18 protein-coding genes are annotated in these 23,371 nt (G+C 69.8%); 14 read left to right on the forward strand and 4 right to left on the reverse strand.

Annotated elements, in window-relative coordinates:
• Positions 1-95: 95 nt before the first annotated feature.
• Positions 96-788 carry a class I SAM-dependent methyltransferase gene (locus HUW46_RS16125; protein WP_215548049.1) on the reverse strand — a complete coding sequence of 231 codons (693 nt, stop codon included), beginning with the start codon at positions 786-788 and terminating at the stop codon, positions 96-98.
• Here HUW46_RS16125 and HUW46_RS16130 point away from each other — a divergent pair.
• Positions 787-1,350 (forward strand): class IV adenylate cyclase, encoded by a 564-nt coding sequence (locus HUW46_RS16130; protein ID WP_215548050.1) that lies wholly within the window; start codon positions 787-789, stop codon positions 1,348-1,350. The genes HUW46_RS16125 and HUW46_RS16130 overlap by 2 nt on opposite strands.
• On the opposite strand, the gene HUW46_RS16135 is transcribed toward HUW46_RS16130, so the two are convergent.
• Positions 1,322-3,970, reverse strand: coding sequence for a beta-N-acetylglucosaminidase domain-containing protein (locus tag HUW46_RS16135; RefSeq protein WP_215548051.1), 2,649 nt, complete (start codon positions 3,968-3,970; stop codon positions 1,322-1,324). The genes HUW46_RS16130 and HUW46_RS16135 overlap by 29 nt on opposite strands.
• 185 nt (positions 3,971-4,155) lie before the next feature.
• Here HUW46_RS16135 and HUW46_RS16140 point away from each other — a divergent pair, with 185 nt between their 5' ends.
• Together HUW46_RS16140 and rfbA are read left to right on the forward strand one after the other, a co-directional pair.
• The gene (locus tag HUW46_RS16140; protein ID WP_215548052.1) at positions 4,156-5,310 is read left to right on the forward strand and encodes an exo-alpha-sialidase; all 1,155 of its coding nucleotides are present in this window, start codon (positions 4,156-4,158) and stop codon (positions 5,308-5,310) included.
• A 69-nt stretch (positions 5,311-5,379) separates the two neighbouring features.
• Positions 5,380-6,261 carry a glucose-1-phosphate thymidylyltransferase RfbA gene (gene rfbA, locus HUW46_RS16145; RefSeq protein ID WP_215548053.1) on the forward strand — a complete coding sequence of 294 codons (882 nt, stop codon included), beginning with the start codon at positions 5,380-5,382 and terminating at the stop codon, positions 6,259-6,261.
• Positions 6,262-6,344: 83 nt separating this feature from the next.
• Here rfbA and htpX read toward each other — a convergent pair whose 3' ends face one another.
• On the reverse strand, positions 6,345-7,211 hold the full coding sequence (htpX, locus tag HUW46_RS16150) for a zinc metalloprotease HtpX (RefSeq protein WP_215548054.1): 867 nt from the start codon (positions 7,209-7,211) through the stop codon (positions 6,345-6,347).
• A gap of 233 nt (positions 7,212-7,444) precedes the next feature.
• On the opposite strand from htpX, the gene HUW46_RS16155 reads away from it, so the two are divergent.
• The 7 genes from HUW46_RS16155 to HUW46_RS16185 all read left to right on the forward strand — a co-directional run bounded on the left by HUW46_RS16155 (position 7,445) and on the right by HUW46_RS16185 (position 15,994).
• Positions 7,445-8,416 carry a hypothetical protein gene (locus tag HUW46_RS16155; protein ID WP_215548055.1) on the forward strand — a complete coding sequence of 324 codons (972 nt, stop codon included), beginning with the start codon at positions 7,445-7,447 and terminating at the stop codon, positions 8,414-8,416.
• A 145-nt stretch (positions 8,417-8,561) separates the two neighbouring features.
• A complete protein-coding gene (locus HUW46_RS16160; protein WP_215548056.1) occupies positions 8,562-9,446 on the forward strand; it encodes a hypothetical protein in 885 nt (294 codons plus the stop codon).
• A 601-nt stretch (positions 9,447-10,047) separates the two neighbouring features.
• Positions 10,048-11,214: a DDE-type integrase/transposase/recombinase gene (locus HUW46_RS16165; RefSeq protein ID WP_254124945.1), complete on the forward strand. Its 1,167-nt coding sequence runs from the start codon at positions 10,048-10,050 to the stop codon at positions 11,212-11,214.
• A gap of 419 nt (positions 11,215-11,633) precedes the next feature.
• Positions 11,634-12,752: a BtrH N-terminal domain-containing protein gene (locus HUW46_RS16170; RefSeq protein WP_215548057.1), complete on the forward strand. Its 1,119-nt coding sequence runs from the start codon at positions 11,634-11,636 to the stop codon at positions 12,750-12,752.
• A gap of 109 nt (positions 12,753-12,861) precedes the next feature.
• The gene (locus HUW46_RS16175; protein ID WP_215548058.1) at positions 12,862-13,890 is read left to right on the forward strand and encodes a Gfo/Idh/MocA family protein; all 1,029 of its coding nucleotides are present in this window, start codon (positions 12,862-12,864) and stop codon (positions 13,888-13,890) included.
• The gene (locus HUW46_RS16180) at positions 13,887-14,873 is read left to right on the forward strand and encodes an NAD-dependent epimerase/dehydratase family protein (RefSeq protein ID WP_254126220.1); all 987 of its coding nucleotides are present in this window, start codon (positions 13,887-13,889) and stop codon (positions 14,871-14,873) included. The genes HUW46_RS16175 and HUW46_RS16180 overlap by 4 nt, the downstream gene beginning before the upstream one ends.
• A gap of 8 nt (positions 14,874-14,881) precedes the next feature.
• The gene (locus tag HUW46_RS16185; protein WP_215549905.1) at positions 14,882-15,994 is read left to right on the forward strand and encodes a DegT/DnrJ/EryC1/StrS family aminotransferase; all 1,113 of its coding nucleotides are present in this window, start codon (positions 14,882-14,884) and stop codon (positions 15,992-15,994) included.
• 59 nt (positions 15,995-16,053) lie between these two features.
• Here HUW46_RS16185 and HUW46_RS16190 read toward each other — a convergent pair whose 3' ends face one another.
• Entirely contained in the window at positions 16,054-16,224 is a 171-nt protein-coding gene (locus HUW46_RS16190; RefSeq protein WP_215548059.1) for a hypothetical protein, read from the reverse strand.
• Between HUW46_RS16190 and HUW46_RS16195 the strand changes: the two genes are divergently transcribed.
• Genes HUW46_RS16195 through HUW46_RS16210 form a run of 4 tightly spaced genes read left to right on the forward strand, consistent with a single transcriptional unit; the run spans position 16,211 to position 23,356 of the window.
• Positions 16,211-21,043: a DUF4082 domain-containing protein gene (locus tag HUW46_RS16195; RefSeq protein WP_215548060.1), complete on the forward strand. Its 4,833-nt coding sequence runs from the start codon at positions 16,211-16,213 to the stop codon at positions 21,041-21,043. The genes HUW46_RS16190 and HUW46_RS16195 overlap by 14 nt on opposite strands.
• Positions 21,040-21,684: a NeuD/PglB/VioB family sugar acetyltransferase gene (locus tag HUW46_RS16200; protein ID WP_215548061.1), complete on the forward strand. Its 645-nt coding sequence runs from the start codon at positions 21,040-21,042 to the stop codon at positions 21,682-21,684. The genes HUW46_RS16195 and HUW46_RS16200 overlap by 4 nt, the downstream gene beginning before the upstream one ends.
• A complete protein-coding gene (locus tag HUW46_RS16205) occupies positions 21,681-22,781 on the forward strand; it encodes a DegT/DnrJ/EryC1/StrS family aminotransferase (RefSeq protein WP_331477254.1) in 1,101 nt (366 codons plus the stop codon). The genes HUW46_RS16200 and HUW46_RS16205 overlap by 4 nt, the downstream gene beginning before the upstream one ends.
• Positions 22,778-23,356 (forward strand): acyltransferase, encoded by a 579-nt coding sequence (locus tag HUW46_RS16210; protein ID WP_215548062.1) that lies wholly within the window; start codon positions 22,778-22,780, stop codon positions 23,354-23,356. The genes HUW46_RS16205 and HUW46_RS16210 overlap by 4 nt, the downstream gene beginning before the upstream one ends.
• Positions 23,357-23,371 lie beyond the last annotated feature (15 nt).

A 23,371-nucleotide genomic window follows, 5' to 3' on the forward strand; every position in this document is an offset into this window, starting at 1 on the left:
AGGGTAACGGGGCTTATGGTCGGTTTGCGCGGTCGTGTCGGCATTGCCGGGTAGGAATAGGGGTTACGGACGCCTCTCGGCTTTTCGAGGAGTTCTCACGCCGGATTGGTGAGCGCGACCATCCCCGCCGGAAGGGTTTCGGTACCGAAGGCGCGACCGATCGCGAGCCCGGTTCGCGCGGCGACTTCGGCCGCGTCGACGAGCACGAGTTCGTGCCGTTCGTCGTCTCGGCGCCAGAAATCACCGCACTCGGTGAAGATCGTGAAATCGAACAAGAACCGGTCCGCACGCGGTACCGCGAAACGGGTGATCATCGCCCAGCCGTCACCGAGGCGGGCTTTGGCCGACGCGTTCCGGTGCGCTTCTCCCCAAGCCAGGTCGCACAGATCGACGGCGAGGATTCCACCCGGCCGCACCGCGCGCGAAGCGGCCTCCAACGCGGCGACGACGGCATCGGCGTCGGTCAGGTAGTTCAGCACGTTGCCGATGCTGACGACCGCGTCCGCTCGCGGCAGCGGATCGTCCGGCAGGCGCAACGGCCGCACGTCCGCCTCGGGGACGTGCGCACGCGCGTGTTCGAGCATGTCCTCGGACGCATCGGTCGCGATCACGCGGTACCCCGCGTCGACGAGGTGGCGGGTGAGCAAACCCGTGCCGCAGCCCAGTTCCAGCACGGTGCCGCCCCGGAGCGGTGCCAGCAGCGCGAGTATTCCCGGCGCGCAGTTCACGGCGTGGAAACCGAGGGCTTCTCGATAAACGCGGGCGAGATCGGCACGATAGGACCCCATGGGCACAGCCAAGCACGTCGAGGCGGAACTGACCGCGTTCGTCCACGATCCCGAGCGCTTGCACGCCGAGCTTTCCCGCCGCGCCGAAGCCGAGACGTGCACCTACGCCGACACCTACTACGACGACGCGCACAAGGGGCTCGCCGGGCGGGGGCTCAAGCTCCGGGTCCGGCGGATCAGCACCGGCGAAGTGCTCCTCACGTTCAAGGAGCGCGCCGTCGACACGCACGGTTCGAAGCCCGAGCACGAGACAACGGTGGGCAGCGCGGAAGTGCTCCACACCGTGTTCACCGCGCTCGGGCTCCGCGAAAGCGCGGCGCTCACCAAGCACTGCACCAACTACCGGTTCAGCCACGACGGCCACGCGCTGTTCGCCACGGTCGCCGAGATCGACGAACTGCCCGGCCACACGTTCCTCGAACTCGAATGCGTCACCGGCGAAGACGACGTGCCGGAAGCACTGCGGGCGATCAGGCAGGTGCTCGGCGACCTCGGCCTGCACGACCTCAGCACCGTCTCCTACCTGAAGCAGATCAGCGGAAGCGCGGGACGATCTCGTTGACCTTCGGAACCGGTGAGCCCGATCGCCACACCAGCCGGACGCCGTCCGCGGGGCGGCCGCCGGTCCGCACCGAGGTGTAGGCCCCGGTCAGGAATCCGACCGTGCGCCACTGGCCGCCGGAACCGACCTGGATCTCCGCTCGCGGCGCCGGGTCCGAGGCGAGCACGGTGACGCCGTCCAAGGCGCGTGCGGACGCGGCCGTGACCGTCAGCACGTCACCCGGGGCAGGCGACGCTCCTTTGTAGACGGTGCTGGCGTCGCCGTCAGCGACGGCGGCGAGGTTCCCGGCCGGTCCGCCGGTGACCGCGAGCGGCGGGTTGTCCAGTGTGCCGACCGAAAACTCGCGCACCACCACCCAGAACTCCTGTGCCGCGGTGACGCGCAGGCGCACGTACCGCGCCGTCGCGCCCGCGGGCAGGCCCGCGCTCACCACCGCCTGGTCGGTCGTGGTGGCCGCCTGCGCCCACGAGTTCCCGTCGGCCGAGTACTCCAATACGCCGTGGTGCACGTAATCGTTGGGGCTCTTGGCATTCCCCATCTTGATCTCGACGTGACCCACCGGTTTCACCGCGCCGAGGTCGACGCCGACGCTGCTGCCGACGGGCGGGTTCCAGTCGCTCCAGTAGAACGTGCCGTCGTCGCGGTCGACCATCCGCGACGGCGCGTTGTCCTGGTAGGTACCGAGCCCCGAGGTGGTCGCGGTGGGCCGCATCGGCACGCCGAACGCCGTGTCGACCTTGCTCAACGCCTTGTCCAGGAACGGAGTGCACACCGACAGGCAGGGCAACGGCTGCTTCGCGCCGCGCGCGGTCTGCACCACGATGGCCTGGGCGCGCGCGTAGAGATCCGCGGTGGCGCGGCGTTCCGCCCACGCGCCCGCGTTGTCGCCGAAGCGTTGCGCCAGAAGCATTTTCACCGCGTGGCGCCCGGCGTCGCCGAGCAGGCCGAGCTTGTCGAGCCACGGGCCGATCTCGTCGAGGAACGCGGGGTTGTCCGCCATCCCCTTCCGCAGGTCGGCCGGGTTCGACGCGAGCTTGCGCAGGTAGTCGTCGAGCCGCCAAGTCGCGCCGAGCAGGTCACCGCGCCCGTCCAGCGCCGACCAGAACGCGTCGAGCAGCGGCCGCAGTACCGGCGAGTCCTGGTCCGGTTTGCCGGGGACGCGGTCGAGCGCGCCCGCGTAGTTGTTCTCGGAGAACACGGTCAGCGGCGCGGCGGCGCGTCCGCCGAGGTCCGCCAGCGCGGCGCGCCACGAAGCGTCCGGGTCGTAGGCCTTCGGGTTCCACAGGAAGTCGGCCGAGGTGAACTCCGCGATCTTCGACGATTCCGCCTGCACCATCGGGTTGGCCGTGACACCGGCCAGTTCGCCCGCGATGCCCGGTTCCCTTCCGACGTACGGGCCCATCAGGAGCCGGTCGGTGATGTAGTCGTTGACCGGGTAGTTGTCCCACACCAGGATGTCGTGCCCGAACACCTGGTGCGTCTGCTTCGCCTGCTCGGTGGTGATCGTCGGCGCGATCACGCCGACGCCGGTCCATTCGACGACCACCCGCGGGTCGAGCTGGGTGCGCAGCGCGGTCTTGTACCCGGAGTCGGCGAGGTCGTAGTACTCGGTCGGCACCATCTGCAGCCTGTCGATCCCGGGGTGGGTCTCGATGAACTGCTTCTGCACGGCGTTGAGCAGGAACGACTGCGCCGCACCCGCTGCGGCGCCGCCGGTGCCGAACTTCGCGGCGTCGGCGTCGCAGTTCCACTTCGTGTACGAGATGTCGTCGAGCGGGATCGCGAACGAGCGGACGCCGATGTCCCACAGGGACTGGAACTTCGCCACCAGTTTGGTGGTTTCCGCCGGATCGGAGTAGCAGATCGACAGCCCCGGCGACAGCGCGTAGGTGAAGTCGACGTGGTTCGCCGCGCCGCGGTCGACGAGCGCCTTGATCTCCGCGAGCTTGTCCGCGGGGTAGGTGTCGCGCCACCGCGCGCGCAGGTACGGGTCGTCCTTCGGCGAGTAGACGTAGATGTTCTGCTTGGTGCGGCCGTAGAAGTCCAGCTGGGCGAGCCGGTCGGCGTGCGACCACGGCGCGCCGTAGAAGCCTTCGATCACCCCGCGCAACGGCATCGCGGGCCAGTCCCGCACCTTGACCTCCGGGATCCGGTGCCCGGTGACGAGCTGGCGCAGCGTCTGCGCGGCGTAGAAGGTGCCGCGGGCGTCGGCGCCGGACAGCGCGAGTGTGCGGCTGGCGCGGTCGGCGGCCAGTACGTAACCGCCCGAGGCGAGCCCCGCCGGGCCTGGGACGCCGAGGCGGTCGAGCGCCTCCGTCGCAGGTCCGCCGAGGTACACCGTCAGTTCGGCGGGTCCTGGCACGAACCGTTTCGCGCCGGCGCCGCGCAACGCCTGTTCGACGACAGCGACCGCGGCCGGGTCGGCGTGCTCGCCGAAGACCTCGCCGACCGTCGCGGGGACGGCGAGCGCGCCGTGTCCGGCGTCGACCTGCTGGGGCACCGGCCAGACCTTCGGCACGGCGGCCTTCTCCGGCGCCGCCGAGGCCGCCGGGGCCACGACGACGGTCAGCGCCGTCACCGCCGTGACGAAGAGCCTGGTGAATCTGCTGGACAGGACCATCGTGCACCCCCATGTGCGCAGGCGATTACCAGAGGTTAACACCGGAAAGTGTGAATGGCCTAGACCACCGATAGACCACCCCGTCGGAAAATCCCCGCCGGAAAACTTGCTCGAATCGGGTGGAAATTCAGCGAACCGTGTCACTGAGTGGTGTAATCCCTGGGTCGCCACGACGTGAAGGGGTCATGATGCGCCGCCTGGGAAACCTCGCAGCTCTGCTGATGTCGTTACTCACCGTGACCGCTTTGGTGTCACCCACCCCCGCCGGTGCGGCGCAACGCCAGCCGCTCGGCGCCGGGGAGTATCCGCGCCTGATCCGGCTCCAGCACGCGACCGCGAGCAGGCAGGGCCACATCATCGCGGCGATGACCTCGCAGGACGCGAACATGAAGTTCACGCCGGTGTTCGAGAGCACCGACGAGGGCGGCAGTTTCCAGAAGATCGGCGAGATCCGCGACCCCGAGGGCGCGGCTGGCATGTGCTGCGGCACCCTCTACGAGCTGCCGCAGAAGGTCGGCAGGCTCCGCGAGGGCACGCTGATCTGGGCCGCGAGCTACGGCCAGAACGGCGGCGCCACCCGCAGGGTCGGCATCAAGCTGTGGTCGAGCCGCGACGGCGGCCGAACCTGGTCGTTCCTGTCCGAGGCGGCGCGCTCGCACAACACCGACGGTGTCTGGGAACCGGAGCTCAACGTCGACGCGGGCGGCACGCTGTGGCTGCACTACGCCGACGAGACCGAGGCGCCGCGGTTCGCGCAGGTGCTGAACCGGGTCGCGTCGAGCGACGGCGTCAACTGGGGCACCAAGCAGCGCACCATGTCGATCCCGCCGGACCGCGTGCGGCCCGGGATGCCGATCGTGCGCAGGCTGCCGAACGGCCAGTTCTACTTCGGCTACGAGATCTGCAACTTCGGCAAGCGGTATTGCGACCCGTACTTCAAGATCTCACCCGACGGCGCGAACTTCGGCGACCCCGGCGCGCCGGGCACCGAGATCGGCACCGCCGAGGGAAACCACTTCCAGCACGCGCAGACCGTCACCCTGTTCCCCGGCGGCCCGAACGGCACGCGGCTGCTGATGGTCGGGCAGATCTTCGTCGACCCGTCGGGGAAACCGTTGCCGGGCAACGGGAAAACGCTGCTGGCGAACGACAACTTCGGCACCGGCCCCTGGTACCCCCTGCCCGCGCCGGTCGAAATCGCCAACCCCTACAACAACCCCTGCCCGAACTACAGCTCGACGCTTTTACCGGTGGACGGCGGCAAGAACGTGCTGCAGATTGCGAACGAGTACGTCGGCAACACCTGCACCGCGTTCTTCGGCAAGGGCCCCGCCGCCTGACCTCGGCGGGTCACCCGATTCGGTTATGCTCGCGGGGGGCTTGCGGGTAATCGGGAGGAGACGGGTGCGATGAAGGGGATCGTGTTGGCGGGGGGCAGCGGCACGCGGCTGCACCCGATCACCCAAGCGGTGTCCAAGCAGTTGCTCCCGGTGTACGACAAGCCGATGGTCTACTACCCGATCTCGGTGCTCATGCTGGCCGGGATCCGCGAGATCCTGATCATCTCCACCCCGTCCGACCTGCCCGGTTTCCAGCGCCTGCTCGGCAACGGCAGCCAGTTCGGGTTGCAGCTCTCCTACGCCGTTCAGCCCAGTCCCAACGGCCTCGCGGAGGCGTTCGTCATCGGCGCGGACTTCATCGGCGACGACGACGTCGCGCTGGTGCTCGGCGACAACATCTTCTACGGGCTCGGTTTCTCCGACATCATGAAGCACGAAGTGTCCGCAATGGACGGTTGCGTGCTGTTCGGCTACCGGGTGAAGGATCCGCAGCGGTACGGCGTCGGCGAGGTGGACGCGAACGGGAAACTGCTGTCCATCGAGGAAAAACCCGCGCGGCCGAAGTCGGACAAGGCGATCACCGGCCTGTACTTCTACGACAACAAGGTGATCGAGATCGCCCGCGGGCTGGCGCCGTCCGCGCGCGGCGAACTCGAGATCACCGACGTGAACCTGACCTACCTCCGCCAGGGCAAGGCGAAGCTCGTCGACCTCGGGCGCGGGTTCGCCTGGCTGGACACCGGCACGCACGATTCGCTGCTGGAGGCTGGCCAGTTCGTCCAGGTGCTCGAACACCGCACCGGGATCCGGATCGCCTGCCTGGAAGAAGTCGCGCTGCGGATGGGCTACATCGACGCGGACCAGTGCTACGCGCTCGGCGCGAAGCTGGCGAAATCCGGCTACGGCGAATACGTGATGAACGTCGCGCGCGCAGCGGGCGCCACTTCCTGAGCCTTCGCGTGCCCCGAAGGTGACGTTCGGGGCATCTACCGCCCCGAAGGCCACCTTCGGGGCGTCGCCGGGGCGGCTCGCGGTCAGTGGCCTCGGCGGGCCATGGCTTCCAGGCGGCGGATCCGGTCCTCGATGGGCGGGTGCGTCGAGAACATCTTCGACAGCGATTCCCCCGGCCGGAACGGGTTCGCGATCATCAGGTGCGACTGCGAAACGATCTTCGGCTCCGGCACCAGCGGGGCCGCACGCGTTCCGGCGTCCAGTTTGGACAGTGCGGAGGCGAGGCCGAGCGGGTCGCCGGTCAGCTCCGCGCCCGACTCGTCCGCCTGGTACTCGCGCGACCTGCTGACCGCGAGCCGCACCACGCTCGCCGCGATCGGGCCGAGCAGGACCAGCAGCAGCGAAACCAGCGGGCCGCCGTCGTCGTCGCGATCACCGCCGCCGAACAGCCCCGCGAACATCGCGAGGTTCGCCAGCACGCTGATCACGCTCGCCAGCGCGCCGGCGACGCACGAGATGAGGATGTCCCGGTTGTACACATGGGACAGTTCGTGCCCCAGCACGGCGCGCAGTTCGCGCTCGGTCAGCAGTTCGAGGATGCCGGTGGTGCAGCACACCGCCGCGTGGCGCGGGCTGCGCCCGGTGGCGAAGGCGTTCGGCGCGCTGGTCGGGCTGACGTAGAGGTGCGGCATCGGCTGCCGCGCGGCCGTCGCGAGCTCGCGCACGATGCGGTACATGGCAGGCTGCTCGGCCTCCGAAACCGGGCGGGCGCGCATCGCCCTGAGCGCGAGCTTGTCCGAATTGAAATACGTGTACGCGTTGACACCGAGCGCCACCGCGAGCCCGATGAACAGCGCCGTCCTGCCGAACAGCGAGCTGACGCCGATGATGATGGCGCTCAGCAGGCCCAGCAGCAGCGCGGTTTTGAGCCCGTTCTGATGACTGTGCACGTGCGGTACGCCTCCCATCACTTCGCGTGGCGACTGGGCCGGTCCGGCCGGAAACCGGTTTGACACTGGCAAAACGTGCAGCGGGCACGCGAAGTTCCTTCGGAATCCTTGTGCACGAGCGCATCGACGGCAACCGTGCCGACTTGCGGATTCAGGCCCCACGCGCGGGCGCGCCGGGTTAGGGTTCCACTAGACGCTGCACGAATGAGTGAAACCTAACCGTGGGAGGCACCATGGCGCAGGGCGGGATCCTCGGCCGAAGGACCGCGTCGGTCCTGGTCAGCGCGGCTGTGGTGGCCGCGGTGACGACAGCTCCCGCCCAGGCCTCCCAGGTGGCTCCCATCGGGGTCGGGGACCGGCCCGGTCCCGTCGCGGTGAATTCCGTCACCGGAACGGTCTACGTCGCCAACGATGGTGACAACACGGTCTCGATCATCGACGCCGGTACCAAGCAGGTGATCGCCTCGGTCCCGGTGGGCGCGCACCCGACCGGGATCGCGGTCAACGAGCGCACCAACCGCGCCTACGTGGCCAGCGCCACGGCGGGCACCGTCACGGTGCTCGACGGCGCCACCAACGCGGTGCTCAGCACCGTTCCCGCCGGGGACGGCGCGGCCGTGCTCGACGTCGACGAAGCGGCGAACAAGATCTACGTGGGCAGCCAGAAGGACGGCGCGGTCGCGGTGCTCGACGGGAACAGCAGCACGCTGACCGCCACCGTGCCAGGCAAGGGCGGCGGGTTCGCGGGCGCGGCCGTGGATTCCGGGCGCAGGCTCGCCTACTTCACCAGCGTGACGACCGGTGCGGTGGAGATCATGGACACCGCGGCGAACACCTTCGTCGGCACCGCCAAGGTCGGGAAGAGCCCGGCCGGGGTGGCCGTGCACACCACCAGCAACACCGTCTACGTCAGCAACGCGGGCATCCACCACCTGTCCGTCGTCGACGGTGCCACGCGCGCCGAGAAGAAGACGATCCTGCTGCGCAGCGAATCCTCGTCGGTCGCGGTGCACGAGGGCACGAACACCGTCTACACCAACGGCGGCCCGGACGGACTGGTCAAGATCGACGGCGAGAAGGGCGAAATCACCGGCGAGCTCACCCTCGGCGTGAACCCCGGCTCGGTCGCGGTCGACCAGCGCACCAAGACCGTGTACGTGACGGATCCGCTGCACGACGTGGTGGACGCGGTCACGGATTTCTGAGCCCCGCGGGGCAGCCGAATCCCGGCCGGGGCGGTGTTCCTGCGCGCTCGCGGAATAGTCCGCACGCACCAGTGAATTGACGGTCGCCGACCGGGCGTGGAACAGTTTTCGCCGCACCCGACGGCGAAAGGGCCCGGTTCCTCCGATGAGCAGAGCGCGCCTGGCCGTGGTGGCGGCGGCCGTTCTGCTCGGCGCCATGACCGTGGTGCTCGCCTCGGGGCACCTGCCGTGGCCGCGCGGCCGGTGCGGGCTGCCCGCGGTCGCTCCCGCCGGTACGCCGTCGTCGGCCGTCTCGGCGCCGGACGGCGGCGGGGTGCGCGTCGTGGAACAGGGCTTCAGCCAAGCCGGGCGGGACGGCTCGGTCAGCATCGGCGCACTGGTCGAAAACACCAGCGGCAGTGTCGCCTACCGCACGCGCGTCGGGTTCCGGCTGTTCGACGCCGCGCACGCCCCGCTGTTCGACGCGCTGCCGGGACAGCACCGGCTCACCGTCGAAGTGCCGGTGCTGCTCCCCGGCCAGCGCGTCGGCGTCGGGACGACCGCGTTCGCGGCGGCGAAGGCAGCGGTGGCGTCGGTCGAGGTGGCACCGGGCACGAGCACCTGGCTGGCCCGCGACGCGCTGGGACGCGGCTTTTCCGCCGTCACCGCCGCCTACTTGTCGACGAAGCACCCCAACCCGAAGGATCCGTCCACTGTGGACGTACACTACCGGGAGAAGTCGGTGAACTGCCGCCCGCTGCACGAACGGCTCGCCGCCACGATCTTCCGCGACGCGCAAGGCCGGATCGTCGGCGGCACGCTCGACCGCCCCGGCCAGCCGACCGTGTTCCACGACGAACGGGGAACCGAGCTCTACCGCGAGTCGAAACGGCCCACGAGCCGGAGCTGCGCGCGGGGCGAACGGGAAATCTGGGTCACCCCGGGAAGCCCGGCGCCACCGGGCGCGGAGGACGCGCGAACGGAGATCTACCCGTACTGCGACCTCGCGCGACCGCGGTACCCCGGACAACCGGGGGATCCCGCGAACTAGCCGGTGGCTGCCTGCTGCTCCGAAAGCAACAGCGATCCGCACGGATCGTGGTGAGTTCGGCGGCGCAGTCCGGATCCCGAGCACCCGGGGAGCACGCCGTTGATCCCCGAAGGCCACCTTCGGGGACTCTGACGCCGCTTTCTCGGCCCTCGCGGGTGTGCGGGAGGGCCTGCACATGCCCCGAAGGTGGCCTTCGGGGCGTTAGACGCCGCGAATCCACCCCTCGCGCGCTCGACTGCCGCGGGAGCCGCGCCCTGAAGGTGGCGTTCGGGGCATCTATGTCCCCGAAGGTCACTTTCGGGGACATAGCGACCGGGACTCGCTCGCGTCGCTGGCTGCCCGCGGGCGGCGAATGCCCCCTGGCCACCATGAGGGCACTGAGCGCCCGAAACCCCGCCCTCGCAACGACATCCCGGCCGCGAAAACCCGCGACGGTATGCGGTGATGGCCACCATCACGGCATTGAGTGCCGTGTTCAGTATCAGCTGTTTTGACACAGTTTGTGTATCGCAGCATGTGACACACCCGGGTCGGGTGATGTTGCATGATCTGCCGCCTGACCGGCGTTGTGGTGAGGGCCATGACGCGGAATGGGACGATCATGCGATTCGTGGACGCGATGCTGACGGCTGAAGTGCCGGTTGAGAACGTGTCGGCGTGGTGCCGGGAGCATGGTGTCGATAGGCGGACGTTCTATCGGCACCGTGCCCGGATCCAGGCCGAGGGGCAGTGGCGGCGGCGGTCGACCCGGCCCAAGACCGTGCGGCATGCTACGGCGGAGCCGGTCGTGGCTGTCGTGCTGCGGCTGCGGAAGGAGCTGAAACCGGACAACGGGGCGGACCCGATCCGCGATCGGCTTCTGGAGTTGGCCGCCGAGCGGGACTGGGCCGGACGGGGCTGGCCTGTCCCGTCGCGGGCCACGATCAACCGGATCCTGTCCCGGCACGGGCTGGCCGAGTCCAACCCCCGTAAGCGGCCCCGGTCCTCCTACCGTCGGTTCAGCTATGCCCGGCCGCGGGACTGCTACCAGATCGACGCCACCGAGGTCATCCTCGCCGGCGGGGCCACGGTGGTGGTGTTCGAGGTCCTCGACGACTGCACGCGCATGCTGGTGGCCAATCACGCCGCCGAGGCCGAAACCTCCCGTGCCGCGATCACCGCGATCACCGCGGCCATCACCGACCATGGTGCGCCCGCGATCGTGTTGTCCGACAACGGATCCGCGTTCACCTCACGCGGCCGCCACCCCAACGCCGGGCCATCGGCGTTCGCCCGCACCGTCACCGGCCACGGCTGCAGGCTGATCCATTCCAGCCCCTACCACCCGCAGACCTGCGGCAAGGTCGAACGCCACCACCAGACCTTCAAACGCTGGCTGGATCACCAACCCATCCAACCCGCGACCCTGACCGAACTCCGCACCCTGCTCGAGGTCTACCGCGAGCACTACAACCACCGCCGCCACAGCGCCCTTGGCCGGCAAACCCCCACCCATGCCTGGACCACCAGCGACAGCCACGGCGGACCCCAGCACCTGCCCGTCCAGGACGACGCCACCGTGCACCGCCTCAAAGTCAGCACCACCGGCACGGTCAACCTCGGCAAACACGCCCGGCTACGGATCGGCACCGCCCACGCCGGACACACCATCACCATCATCCGTGACAGCGACCGGGCCACCGCCTACACCAGCGACGGCGACCCGATCGGCCACATCCACCTCGACCACACCAAGACCTACCAAGGCCAACTCACCCCAGCCGCCTAACCTGTGTCACAACAACCGAGACAAACCTGCGGCAGAACTACCGAGACACGACACGGCATTGAGTGCCGTCAAGGTGGCCATCAGGGGACGAGCGCCCCCGCGAACCTCTGCCCCCACTCGGCGGCGAGCCGCTCCGGGACGCCCCGAAAGTGGCCTTCGGGGCGGTAGATGCCCCGAAAGTCACCTTCGGGGCATGAGCGGCCCAGATGGCGGGCGTGCGAGGGGTGGATTTGTGTCATCTAGCGCCCCGAAGGCCACCTTCGGGGCATCAGCAGCCCCGCCCGCACACCCGCGAGGGCCGGGAAAGTGGCGCTAGATTCCCCGAAGGTCACTTTCGGGGCACGCTCGCCCACCCGCGAGGGTCGCGGTGACCTGGGACTTCACGCGGAGGAGCATCCGGGCGCGGTTACCGTGAGGGTATGTACCAGCTCAGGGGCGGCCGCCAGCCCGACGTGTCGGCTCTGGCGCACGTGCTCGCCCACCGCGGCACCGAGGTCACCGAGCCGTTGTTGTTCGCGGCGTCCGGCGGTATCGGCGCGAGCTACCACCTGTCGGAGTTCACCCACGACGGCAGCAAGCCGCTGACGCTCGGGTTCCGCGCGCATCCCCGCGAGCCGCTCGCCTGGATCCGGTCCACTGTGGAGCGGTTGAAGCTCGAAGCGGACATCGAGACCACCGGGCGCGCGAAGGCGGCCGCGAAGAAGCTCGGCGCCGCGCTCGATTCGGGCGAGCCCGTGATCGTCCTGCCCGACCGGTACACCGCGGGCTACTGGCACCTGCCGCCGAGCGCGGACGGCGCGGGCGGGCACTTCGTCGTCGCGTACCGCGAGGACGGCAAAGTGCTCGTCGACGACCGGAACCTGGAGCCGATCGAGGTCGAGCGGGCCGTACTGGACCGGGCCCGTGCTCGAATCGGCGCCGACAAGAACGTGACGGTGCTGGTACGTTCCGGTGAATTCGGCGATCTCGCCGACGCGGTGCGCCGCGGGCTCCGAGAGTGCGTGAAACAGAAACCCGATTGGGCCAAGTGGGCGAAACTGCTGACCGACCGGAAAGCGGGCAAGGGCTGGCCGGCGGTGTTCAAGGACCGGCGGGGTTTGGTCGGGGCGTTGCTCTCGGTGGCCGAAGGCGTTGATCCGTCCGGCCCTGCCGGAGGGCACCTCCGCGACTTGTTCGCCGACGCCATCGACGAAGCGGCCGAACTGCTCGACCTCCCGGTGCTCGCCGAGCAGTCGGCGCGGTGGCGCGAAATCGGGCAGTGCTGGCTCGATCTCGGCGATCTCGCGCTGAGCGGCGAAAACACCGAGTTCGCCTGGCTGCGGGAGCTCTCGCGGACGATGGCGAACGGCGTGCGCACCGGTGAGGACGTCACCGAAAGCGCGGCCGAACTCGCGCGGATGCGCGCGCACTACGACGCCGAGGCGCCGTTCACCGCGGAAGAAGCGAGTCGGTTGTTCACCGACATGGCAATTCGGCTGACTGATATTCACCACGCGGAAAGCGAATCGATCATCGCGCTTTCCGAAGCGCTGAACTGAAGCCGAAGTAACAACAACGACAGCGCTGTAACGACCAGCGCGGGGCCAGCGAATCAGAAGTCGTCCACGGCAGTTCGGCCGTCGGGCAATTCCTAGCCCGGAGGATCCCGTGGAACGCATTGGCCTCGCGGTCGTCGGCGCCGGTTACTGGGGACCCAATCTCGTCCGCAACGCGCAGCAGACCCCCGCGCTGCGCCTGCGCTACCTGTGCGACCTCGACGTGGACCGCGCGCGCCGCGTGCTCGGCGACTACTCGACGGTCAGGGTCTCCGGCTCGCTCGACGAGGTGCTCGAAGATCCCGAGGTGCACGCCGTCGCCATCGCCACCCCGGCGGGCACGCACCTGAAAGTCGCGCTCCAAGCGCTCGAAGCGGGCAAGCACGTCCTGGTGGAAAAGCCCCTCGCGGCGAACTTCTCGGAGGGCCGAAGGCTCGTCGAGGCCGCCGAGGAACGCGGGCTGACGCTGATGCTCGACCACACCTACTGCTACACCCCGGCCGTCAGCCGCCTGCGGGAACTCGTGCGCGGCGGCGAACTCGGCGACGTCCAGTACCTCGATTCGGTGCGCATCAACCTCGGGCTCGTGCAACCCGACGTGGACGTCCTGTGGGATCTCGCGCCGCACGACCTTTCGGTGTTCGACGCGATCCTGCCCGACGGCGTCGCGGCCGAAGCCGTCGCGGCGCACGGGTCGGACCCGATCGGCGCCGGGCACGCCTGCGTCGCGCACCTGACCATCCGGCTCACCGGCGGCGCGATGGCGCACGTGCACGTGAACTGGTTGTCACCGACCAAGATCAGGACCATGGTGATCGGCGGGTCGAGCCGGACCGTGGTGTGGGACGACCTCAACCCCGGCCAGCGACTGTCCATTTACGACAGAGGGGTGGACAGGACGGCCGACCGCGAGCAGGCGCTCATCTCCTACCGGGTCGGCGACATGGTCGCCCCCGCGCTCACCGAGCGGGAAGCGCTGCGCGCGGTGATGGCCGAGTTCGCCGGTTCGATCACCGAAGGCCGCGCCCCGCTCACCGACGGCCGCGCGGGCCTTCGGGTGCTCGCCCTGCTCGAAGCCGCCTCCGAAAGCCTTCGCGCGGGCGGCACCTTCGTCGACGTACGACAGGAGATCCTCGCGTGAGCGTGAGTTCCGCACAACCTCTTGACGGCCAGCGGATCCTGGTCACCGGCGGCGCCGGGACCATCGGCTCGGCGATCGTCGACCAGCTCGCCGCGGCGGGCGCGGCCGAGATCGTGGTGCTGGACAACCTCGTCCGCGGCCGCCGCGCGAACCTCGCCGAGGCCGCGTCCGCGCTGGGCGGGAAGCTCCGGCTCGTCGAAGGCGACATCAACGACGCCGGGCTCGTGCACGAGCTGGCCGCGCGCAAGGACGTCGTCTTCCACCTCGCCGCGCTGCGCATCACGCAGTGCGCCGAACAGCCGCGGCTCGCACTGGAGTCCCTTGTGGACGGAACGTTCACGGTGCTGGAAGCCGCCGTCGCGGCGGGGGTGAAGAAAGTCGTCGCGTCCTCCTCGGCGTCGGTCTACGGGCTCGCCGAGACCTTCCCCACCGACGAGCGGCACCACCCGTACAACAACGACACGTTCTACGGGGCCGCGAAAACCTTCAACGAAGGCATGTTGCGCAGCTTCCACGCGATGTACGGGCTCGACTACGTCGCACTGCGGTACTTCAACGTGTACGGCCCGCGGATGGACGTGCACGGCCTCTACACCGAGGTGCTGATCCGCTGGATGGAACGGATCGCGCGCGGCGAGGCGCCGCTCATCTTCGGCGACGGCGCGCAGACGATGGACTTCGTGCACGTCCACGACATCGCGCGGGCGAACCTCCTGGCGGCGCGGGCGCCGGTCACCGACAAGGTGTACAACATCGCGACGTCCACCGAGACCAGTCTCGCCGAACTGGCGTCGAGCCTGCTGTCCGCGATGGACTCCGATCTCGTCCCCGAGCACGGGCCCGAGCGCGCGGTCAACGGCGTCACCCGCAGGCTCGCGGACATCTCGGCCGCGGCCCGCGATCTCGGGTGGAAGCCGGAAATCGGCCTCGACGACGGCCTTCGCGGGCTGGTCGCCTGGTGGCGGGAGAACCGCGAACCGTGATACCGGTGATGAAGCCCTTGCTGGGGCAGGAAGAAGCGGACGCGGCGGCGGCCGCGGTGCTGTCCGGGTGGGTCGCGCAAGGGCCGAGGGTGGCCGAGTTCGAGCGGGCGTTCGCGGCGCGGATCGGCGCGGCGCACGGGATCGCGGTGTCCTCGTGCACCACGGGCCTGCACCTCATGCTGCACTCGCTCGGCGTCGGCCGCGGCGACGAGGTGGTGGTGCCGTCGTTCTCGTTCATCGCCACCGCGAACGCGGTCCGGTACTGCGGGGCGGAACCGGTGTTCGCCGACGTCGACGAGGTGACCGGGAACCTCACGCCCTCGACCGTCCACAAGGTACTTTCGCCGCGCACGAAGGCCGTGCTCGCCGTGCACCAGGGCGGGGTGCCCGCCGATATCACCGCCCTGCGCGAAACCTGCGGCGAAATCCCGGTTCTCGAAGACGCCGCGTGCGCGGCCGGGTCCACTCTGGACGGTTCACCGGTCGGCGCGGGCGCACCGATGGCGGCCTGGTCGTTCCACCCGCGCAAGCTGCTCACCACCGGCGAGGGCGGGATGATCACCACCGACGACACCGAACTCGCGGCACGCCTGCGCCGCCTGCGCGAGCACGGGATGAGCGTGTCGGCCGCCGAGCGCCACGTGACGGGCAAGCCCATGCTCGAGGCGTACACGGAGACCGCGTTCAACTACCGGATGACCGACATCCAGGCGGCGGTGGGCCTCGTCCAGCTCGGCCGCCTCGACGGGATCGTCGCGCAGCGCAGGCAGCTCGCCGCCCGCTACCACGAACTGCTGGCACCGCTCGAAGTCGTCCCGGTGACCGATCCGCCGCACGGCACCACGAACTACCAGTCGTTCTGGGTGCTGCTCCCCGAAGGCGGGCCCACCCAGGTCGAAGTGCTCGGCGCGCTGGCCGGCGCGGGGATCTCGGCACGCCGCGGCATCATGGCGGCCCATCTCGAACCGGCCTACGAAGGACATCCACACGGACCGCTGCCGGTCACCGAATCGCTCACCACCCGATCGGTCATCCTGCCTTTGCACCATGCGCTGACCGAGGACGACCAGCGACGAATCGCGAAGGTGCTCGGAGAAGCACTCACCCGTTCGCCGAGCTGAAAACGGACGGAACTTCCGTTCGCCGCTCTTGAATGAGACAGCCCCTGTATCACGGTCCGTCACAAAGGTTTTTCCTTACGCACCAGTGCAATCCACTCGTGACCTGTTTTTGTAACGAGCGCGTGCCCCGCTTCGACGAACGCATCAGATGTGCACGAAGTTTCCACCGGAATAGCGGTGGAACGCGCGCCGAACACCTGCCGAGAGGTGGCACCCATGTCCTTGCGCACGCGAGCGACGCGGCTCCTGGTCGCGATCGCCGTCGCCGGTTCCTCCTTCGTGGCGCTCGGCGGGCTGCACACCTCGGCGGCCGCGTCGAACCCGTGCACCCCGCCGGTGCTCAACAAGATCGCCTGCGAGAACACGCAGCCCGGCACCCCGGACTGGCAGGTGCAAGGCCCCGACGACGCGATTCAGGGCTACACCACCGACATCAGCACCACCCCCGGCGGGCGGGTCGACTTCAAGGTCAAGACGAGCGCGCCGTCCTACACCATCGACGTGTTCCGCCTCGGCTGGTACGGCGGTGTCGGCGCGCGCCAGATCCTGCCCTCGGTCACCCGCGCCACGCCGCAGAGCCAGCCGCCGTGCCTGACCGATCCGTCGATCGGCTTCACCGACTGCGGGAACTGGGCGGTGTCCGCGAGCTGGACCGTGCCGTCGAACGCGGTGTCCGGCATCTACTACGCGCGGCTGCGCGCGAGCACCGGCGTGCAGAACGAAATCGCGTTCGTGGTACGCGACGACGCGAGCCAGTCGAAGATCCTCTTCCAGACCTCGGACTCCACCTGGCAGGCGTACAACCGCTACGGCGGCACCAGCCTGTACTTCGGCAGCGACACCTTCACCGGCCCCGGCCAGGGCGGCGCCTCGTACAAGGTGAGCTACAACCGCCCGCTCTTCGGCGGCGGCGACGAGAACTTCATCTTCAACGCCGAGTACCCGATGCTGCGGTTCATGGAGGCCAACGGGTACGACATGTCCTACACCACGGACGTCGACTCGGCACGGCGCGGAAACCTGATCCGCAACCACCAGGTGTTCATGGCGGTCGGGCACGACGAGTACTGGTCGAACGAGCAGCGCGCGAACGTCGAAGCCGCGCGCGACGCCGGGGTGCACCTCGCGTTCCTCACCGGGAACGAAATCTTCTGGAAGACCCGGTGGGACAAGAGCATGGACACCTCGAAGACCGACTGGCGCACCCTGGTCTGCTACAAGGAAACCAAGGCCAACGGCAAACTGGACACCAGCAGTCCGATTTGGACCGGAACCTGGCGTGACCCGAGGTACAGCCCACCGTCGGACGGCGGACGGCCGGAGAACGCGTTGCTGGGCAACATCTTCATGGTCAACGGGCGCCGAAACGACTCGCTCCAGGTACCGTCTGCGTACGGGAAGATGCGGCTGTGGCGCAACACGTCGCTTGGCTCGCTCGCCTCGGGTGCCACCTACACCTTCCAGCCCGGCACGCTCGGCTACGAGTGGAACACCGTGGAGGACAACGGTTTCCAGCCGCCTGGGGTCGCGCAGCTGTCCAGGACGACGGTCGCGATGGAGAACCCGGACGACTACTTCGTGCTGAAGAACCACGGTGACGTCTACGGTCCCGGCACCAAGACGCACGCGCTGACGCTGTACCGCGCGGCGAGCGGGGCGCTGGTGTTCGGCGCGGGCACCGTGCAGTGGGCGTGGGGCCTCGACGACGAGCACGCCTTCTCCACCGACGTGCCGACCACGGACGTCCGCATCCAGCAGGCGACCGTGAACCTCCTCGCCGACATGGGCGCGCAGCCCGGCACCCTGCAACCGGGCCTGGTGCTCGCGAGCGCCAGCACGGACACCGCGCCGCCCGTCGTGGCGATCACCTCACTGCCCGCCTCGGCGACCGTCGGCGCGCCGTACACGTTCTCCGGCACGGTCATCGACGCGAGCGGGAAGGTCGGCGGCGTCGAGGCGTCCACCGACGGCGGCTCCACCTGGCATCCGGCGAACTGGCTCGCCGGGCAGGGCACCTGGAGCTACACCTACACGCCGAGCAGCTCGGGCGCGAACTCGCTGAAGGTCCGCGCCGTCGACGATTCGGCGAACCTGTCCACGCCGACCGAGACCACCAAGACCGTGTCGGCGCGCACCTGCCCGTGCGGGATCTGGACGAACGCCGACGTGCCGGGCACGCCCGATCTCGCCGACGGCGGCTCGCTCGAGCTGGGCGTGAAGTGGCGCAGCAACTCCGCCGGCTACGTGCGCGGCGTCAAGTTCTACAAGGGCGCGGGCAACACCGGCACGCACACCGGCACCCTGTGGTCCACGGCAGGGCAGCAGCTCGCCACCGGCACGTTCACCGGCGAAACCGCGACGGGCTGGCAAACCCTGACCTTCCCGCAGCCGGTCGCGGTGGCCGCGAACACCACCTACGTGGTGTCCTACTTCTCCCCCACCGGGCACTACGCGGCCGATTCCGAGTACTTCAGCCGGAAATCGGCCTACCTCGAACCGCTCACCGGGCTCCAGACCGGCACCGACGGCGGCAACGGCGTGTTCCGCGGCGGCGCCGGGTTCCCGACGCAGACCTCCACGGACACCAACTACTGGGTCGATGTGGTGTGGGCGCCCGATCCCGGGCCCGACACGCGCGCACCCGGCCTCGTCTCGACCACTCCGCTGAACAACGCGGGCACGGTCGCGCTCACGCCAGCGGTGTCGGCGAAGTTCGACGAGCGCGTCAACCCGACTTCGGTGCAGTACACGCTGTCCAGCCCGTCCGGCGCGGTCGCGGGCACCTCCGCGGTGTCGGCCGACGGGCTCACCGTGTCGTTCACGCCGAACGCCCCACTGGCCGCGGGCACGAAGTACACCGCGTCGCTGCGGGTCGCCGACACCGCGGGCAACGCGCTCCCGGCACCGGCCACCTGGACGTTCACCACCGGGAAACCGCGGGCATCGACCTGCCCCTGCACGGTGTGGGACGACTTCGCGGCCCCGGCGAACCCGGCCGTCACCGACGCCTCCCCGGTCGAGGTCGGCACCAAGGTGCGGTTCGACGGCAAGGGCGAAGTGCTCGGCGTCCGGTTCTACAAGGGCGAGGGCAACACGGGCACGCACACCGGTTCGCTGTGGTCGGCGAGCGGGCTCCTGCTGGCCACCGGGCAGTTCAGCGGTGAGACCAGCTCCGGCTGGCAGACGCTGACCTTCTCCACCCCGGTGGTCGTGCAGCCGAACACCACCTACGTCGTGTCGTACTTCGCGCCGAACGGCCGGTACGCCAGCGACGCGGGCTACTTCACCGGGCACAGCGCGGACTACGGCCCGATGCACGCGATCAGCGGCAGCAACGGCGTCTACCGGTACGGCAGCGGCGGCGGGTTCCCGACGTCGACCTACAACGGCTCGAACTACTGGGTCGACGCCATCTACCGCAACGGCCTCAACGGCGACAGCACCCCGCCGTCGCCCACCGCGCACACCCCGGCCACCGGCACCTCCAACGTCGCGCTGACCGCGCCGATCACCACGACCTTCTCCGAACCGGTCGACCCGGCGAGCGCGCAGATCTGGCTCACCGACCCCGGCGGCGCGAAGCTCACCGGCGCGGTTTCCCTTTCGTCCGACCAGAAAACGGTCACCTGGACGCCCAGCGGCGCGCTCGCGCCGAACACCCGCTACACCGCGAGCGTGAGCATCGCCGACGTCAACGGCAACGCGATGACCGCGCCGCTCACCTGGGACCTGACCACCACCGGGGACCCGTCCTGCCCGTGCGGGGTGTTCAGCACCGCCACCGTGCCGACGGTGACCTCGGCGGACGACTCCGGCGCCTACGAACTCGGCGTCCGGTTCACGCCGACGAGCAGCGGCAAGGTCACCGCGGTCCGGTTCTACAAGGGCGCGGAGAACACCGGCACGCACACCGGTTCGCTGTGGTCGCCGACCGGGCAGCGGCTCGCCACCGGCACGTTCACCGGGGAAAGCGCGGAGGGCTGGCAGACGCTGACCTTCCCGGCCCCGGTCGCGGTCTCCCCCGGCGTCACCTACACCGCCTCGTACACCACCACGAGCGGGCACTACGCGGCGGACGCCGGGTACTTCCAGCGCACCGGGGTGCCGGGCCCGCCGCTGAGCGCGCCCGCGACGGCCGATCCCGCCGGCCCGAACGGCGTGTTCCAGCCGGGCTCCGGGTTCCCGGCCTCGACCTACGGCGGCACCAACTACTGGGTCGACGTGTCGTTCACCCCGAACGCGGACACCACCGCACCGGTGGTCACCGGCACCGCCCCTGACCACGAGGCGACCGGTGTCCCGCTGAACACCGCGGCCGCGGCCACCTTCAACGAGCCGGTCGACCTGTCCTCGGCGCAGTTCACGCTGGCCGATCCGGGTGGCGCGAAGATCAGCGGCTCGTCGTCGATCTCGTCCGACGGCAAGACGGTGACCTTCACCCCGGCCGCCGCGCTGGCACCGTCCACTGTGTACACGGCGAGCGTGCGGATCGCGGATCTGAACGGCAACCCGATGAGCACGCCGTACACCTGGTCGTTCACGCCGACCGCGACGCGGACCTGCCCGTGCTCGCTGTTCAGCGCGGCGTCGGTACCCACCACACCGTCCACTAACGACGGTGGCGCCTACGAGCTGGGCGTCCGGTTCACCCCGGGGACGAACGGCACCATCACCGGTGTCAAGTTCTACAAGGGCGAGGGCAACACCGGGCCGCACACCGGTTCACTGTGGACGAACACCGGGCAGCAGCTCGCCACCGGCACCTTCAGCGGCGAGTCCGCCACCGGCTGGCAGACGCTGACGTTCGCCGCGCCGGTGCCGGTGACCGCGGGCACCACCTACGTCGCGTCGTACACCACGACCACCGGCCACTACGCCGGGGACGCGGGGTACTTCGCCACCGGGGTCACCGCGCCACCGCTGTCCGCACCGGCGACCAGCAACGAGACCCCGAACGGCGTGTTCCAGCCGGGCTCCGGGTTCCCGGCGTCGACCTACGGCGGCGCGAACTACTGGGTCGACGTAATTTTCACAGGGTTCGCCGGATGAGGGAGCTGTTGCTGGTCGGCGCGGGCGGATTGGCCAGGGAGGTACTGGCGGCCGTCCGCGCCCGGCCGGGCGTGTGGGCTCCGCTCGGCATGCTCGACGACTCCGCGGCGCGCCACGGGTCTACTGTGGACGGTGTTCCGGTGCTCGGCGGCAGCGAGCTGGTGCACGAGCACCCCGACGCCGCCGTAGTGGTGTGCGTGGCGAACTCGGCGCGTCCCGCCGGGAGGCTCGCGGTCGCGAGGAAGCTCGGCCTGCCCGACGAACGCTGGGCGACCGTGGTGCACCCCGCGGCCTCGGTGCCCGAGGGCGCGTCGCTCGGGCCGGGCACCGTGCTGCTCGCGGGCACCGTGCTCACCACGCCGCTGCGGGTCGGCGCGCACGTGCTGGCGATGCCGCACGTGCTGCTCACCCACGACGACGAGATCGCCGACGGCGTCACCTTCGCGGGCCGCGCGACGCTCGCCGGGGGCGTGCGCGTCGGCGAAAGCGCCTACTTGGGGCAGGGCTCGATGATCCGCGAAGGCGTGACGATCGGCGCGGAGGCGGTGATCGGCATGGGGGCGGTCGTGCTTTCCGACGTCCCGGCCGGACAGGTGTGGGCCGGGGTACCGGCGAAGAAACTCACGAAGGGGACCACGTGATTCCACTGGTGGATCTGGCCGCGCAGCACGACCAGGTGGCCGACGAGGTGGCGCAGGGCTGGACCGAGGTGCTCAAGACCACCGCGTTCATCGGCGGCAAGCAGGTCGCCGCGTTCGAAGGCGAGTTCGCGGCGTACCTCGGGGTGCCGCACTGCGTCGCGGTCGGCAACGGCACCGACGCGATCGAACTCGGCTTGCGCGCGCTCGGCATCGGGCCCGGCGACGAATGCGTGTTACCCGCCAACACGTTCCTCGCCACCGCCGAAGCCGTCGCGCGCGCCGGGGCGAAACCGGTGCTAGTCGACTGCGACGAAGACACCGCCCTGCTCGACGTGGACAAGCTCGCCGAGGCCGTCGGCCCGCGGACGAAAGCGGTCCTGCCCGTGCACCTCTACGGCCAGGCCGCCCCGGTCGAGCTGGTCGCCCCGATCGCCGAGTCCGTCGGCGCGGCCGTGCTCGAAGACGCCGCGCAGGCGCAGGGCGCGCGTCGGCACGGCGCGTGCGTCGGCTCCTTCGGCGATCTCGCCGCGACCAGCTTCTACCCCGGCAAGAACCTCGGCGCGTACGGCGACGGCGGCGCCGTCGTCACGAAGCGGTCCGACCTCGCGTTGAAGGTCCGGTTGCTGCGCGAGCACGGTTCGCCCGCGAAGTACGAGCACCCGGTGCTCGGCTTCAACAGCAGGCTCGACACGCTCCAGGCCGTGGTCCTGTCCGCGAAGCTCCGGCGGCTCGAAACCTGGAACGCCGCCCGCCGGGAGGCCGCCGCGCGCTACGACGAGCTGCTCGCCGATCTCCCGCAGGTGCGCAGACCCGTTGTGCTGGAAGGAAATCTGCCGGTCTGGCACCTGTACGTGGTCCGGGTCCCCCGGCGCGCCGAGGTGCTCGCGTCGCTGCACGAGTCCGGGATCGGCGCGGGTGTGCACTACCCGGTGCCGGTGCACCTCACCGGCGCGTTCGCCTCGCTCGGGCACGGGCGCGGCTCGTTCCCGGTGGCCGAACGGGCCGCGGGCGAGCTGCTCTCGCTCCCCCTGTTCCCCGAAATCACCGCGGCCCAGCAGGAACGCGTGGCCGAAGCACTGCGGAAGGCGCTGCGATGACCGGGATCGTGTCGTCGAAGGTGTGGGTGCACCCGGCGGGGCTCTGCGAAAGCAAGTCCGTCGGCGAGGGCACCAGGGTGTGGGCGTTCGCGCACGTCATGCCGGGCGCGCGCGTGGGCCGCGACTGCAACATCGGCGACGGCGCGTACGTCGAGGGCAAGGCCGTGCTCGGCAACCGGGTGACGGTGAAGAACGGCACGCTCGTGTTCGACGGTGTCACCTGCGAGGACGAGGTCTTCCTCGGCCCGAACGTGCTGTTCACCAACGACCTCCGCCCGCGCTCGGCGATCCGCCGCACCGGCGATGAGCTGCTGTCCACGCTGGTCCGCCACGGTGCGACGCTCGGCGCGGGCACCGTCGTGGTGTGCGGGATCGAGATCGGCAACCACGCCTTCGCCGCCGCGGGCTCGGTCGTCACGAAGGACGTGCCCGCGCACGCCTTCGTCGCCGGGAATCCCGCACGGCACAAGGGCTGGGTGTGCACCTGCGGCTTCCGGCTCGACGCCGGGTTGGCCTGCGCCGACTGCGGTTCCCGGTTCACCAGGGTCGGTCCTGGGCTCGCTCCGCTGCTGTGAGCGCCCGGATACCGG

The organism is Amycolatopsis sp. CA-230715 (genome assembly GCF_018736145.1).
Taxonomy (GTDB): Bacteria; Actinomycetota; Actinomycetes; order Mycobacteriales; family Pseudonocardiaceae; genus Amycolatopsis.

Coding starts and splice junctions, on each gene's coding strand:
- rfbA (WP_215548053.1), top strand. CDS start 5,380: ATGAAGGGGATCGTGTTGGCGGGGGGCAGCGGCACGCGGCTGCACCCG.
- HUW46_RS16160 (WP_215548056.1), top strand. CDS start 8,562: ATGAGCAGAGCGCGCCTGGCCGTGGTGGCGGCGGCCGTTCTGCTCGGC.
- HUW46_RS16135 (WP_215548051.1), bottom strand. CDS start 3,970: ATGGTCCTGTCCAGCAGATTCACCAGGCTCTTCGTCACGGCGGTGACG.
- HUW46_RS16140 (WP_215548052.1), top strand. CDS start 4,156: ATGATGCGCCGCCTGGGAAACCTCGCAGCTCTGCTGATGTCGTTACTC.
- HUW46_RS16165 (WP_254124945.1), top strand. CDS start 10,048: ATGCGATTCGTGGACGCGATGCTGACGGCTGAAGTGCCGGTTGAGAAC.
- HUW46_RS16210 (WP_215548062.1), top strand. CDS start 22,778: ATGACCGGGATCGTGTCGTCGAAGGTGTGGGTGCACCCGGCGGGGCTC.
- HUW46_RS16155 (WP_215548055.1), top strand. CDS start 7,445: ATGGCGCAGGGCGGGATCCTCGGCCGAAGGACCGCGTCGGTCCTGGTC.
- HUW46_RS16200 (WP_215548061.1), top strand. CDS start 21,040: ATGAGGGAGCTGTTGCTGGTCGGCGCGGGCGGATTGGCCAGGGAGGTA.
- HUW46_RS16125 (WP_215548049.1), bottom strand. CDS start 788: ATGGGGTCCTATCGTGCCGATCTCGCCCGCGTTTATCGAGAAGCCCTC.
- HUW46_RS16130 (WP_215548050.1), top strand. CDS start 787: ATGGGCACAGCCAAGCACGTCGAGGCGGAACTGACCGCGTTCGTCCAC.
- HUW46_RS16185 (WP_215549905.1), top strand. CDS start 14,882: ATGAAGCCCTTGCTGGGGCAGGAAGAAGCGGACGCGGCGGCGGCCGCG.
- HUW46_RS16195 (WP_215548060.1), top strand. CDS start 16,211: ATGTCCTTGCGCACGCGAGCGACGCGGCTCCTGGTCGCGATCGCCGTC.
- HUW46_RS16170 (WP_215548057.1), top strand. CDS start 11,634: ATGTACCAGCTCAGGGGCGGCCGCCAGCCCGACGTGTCGGCTCTGGCG.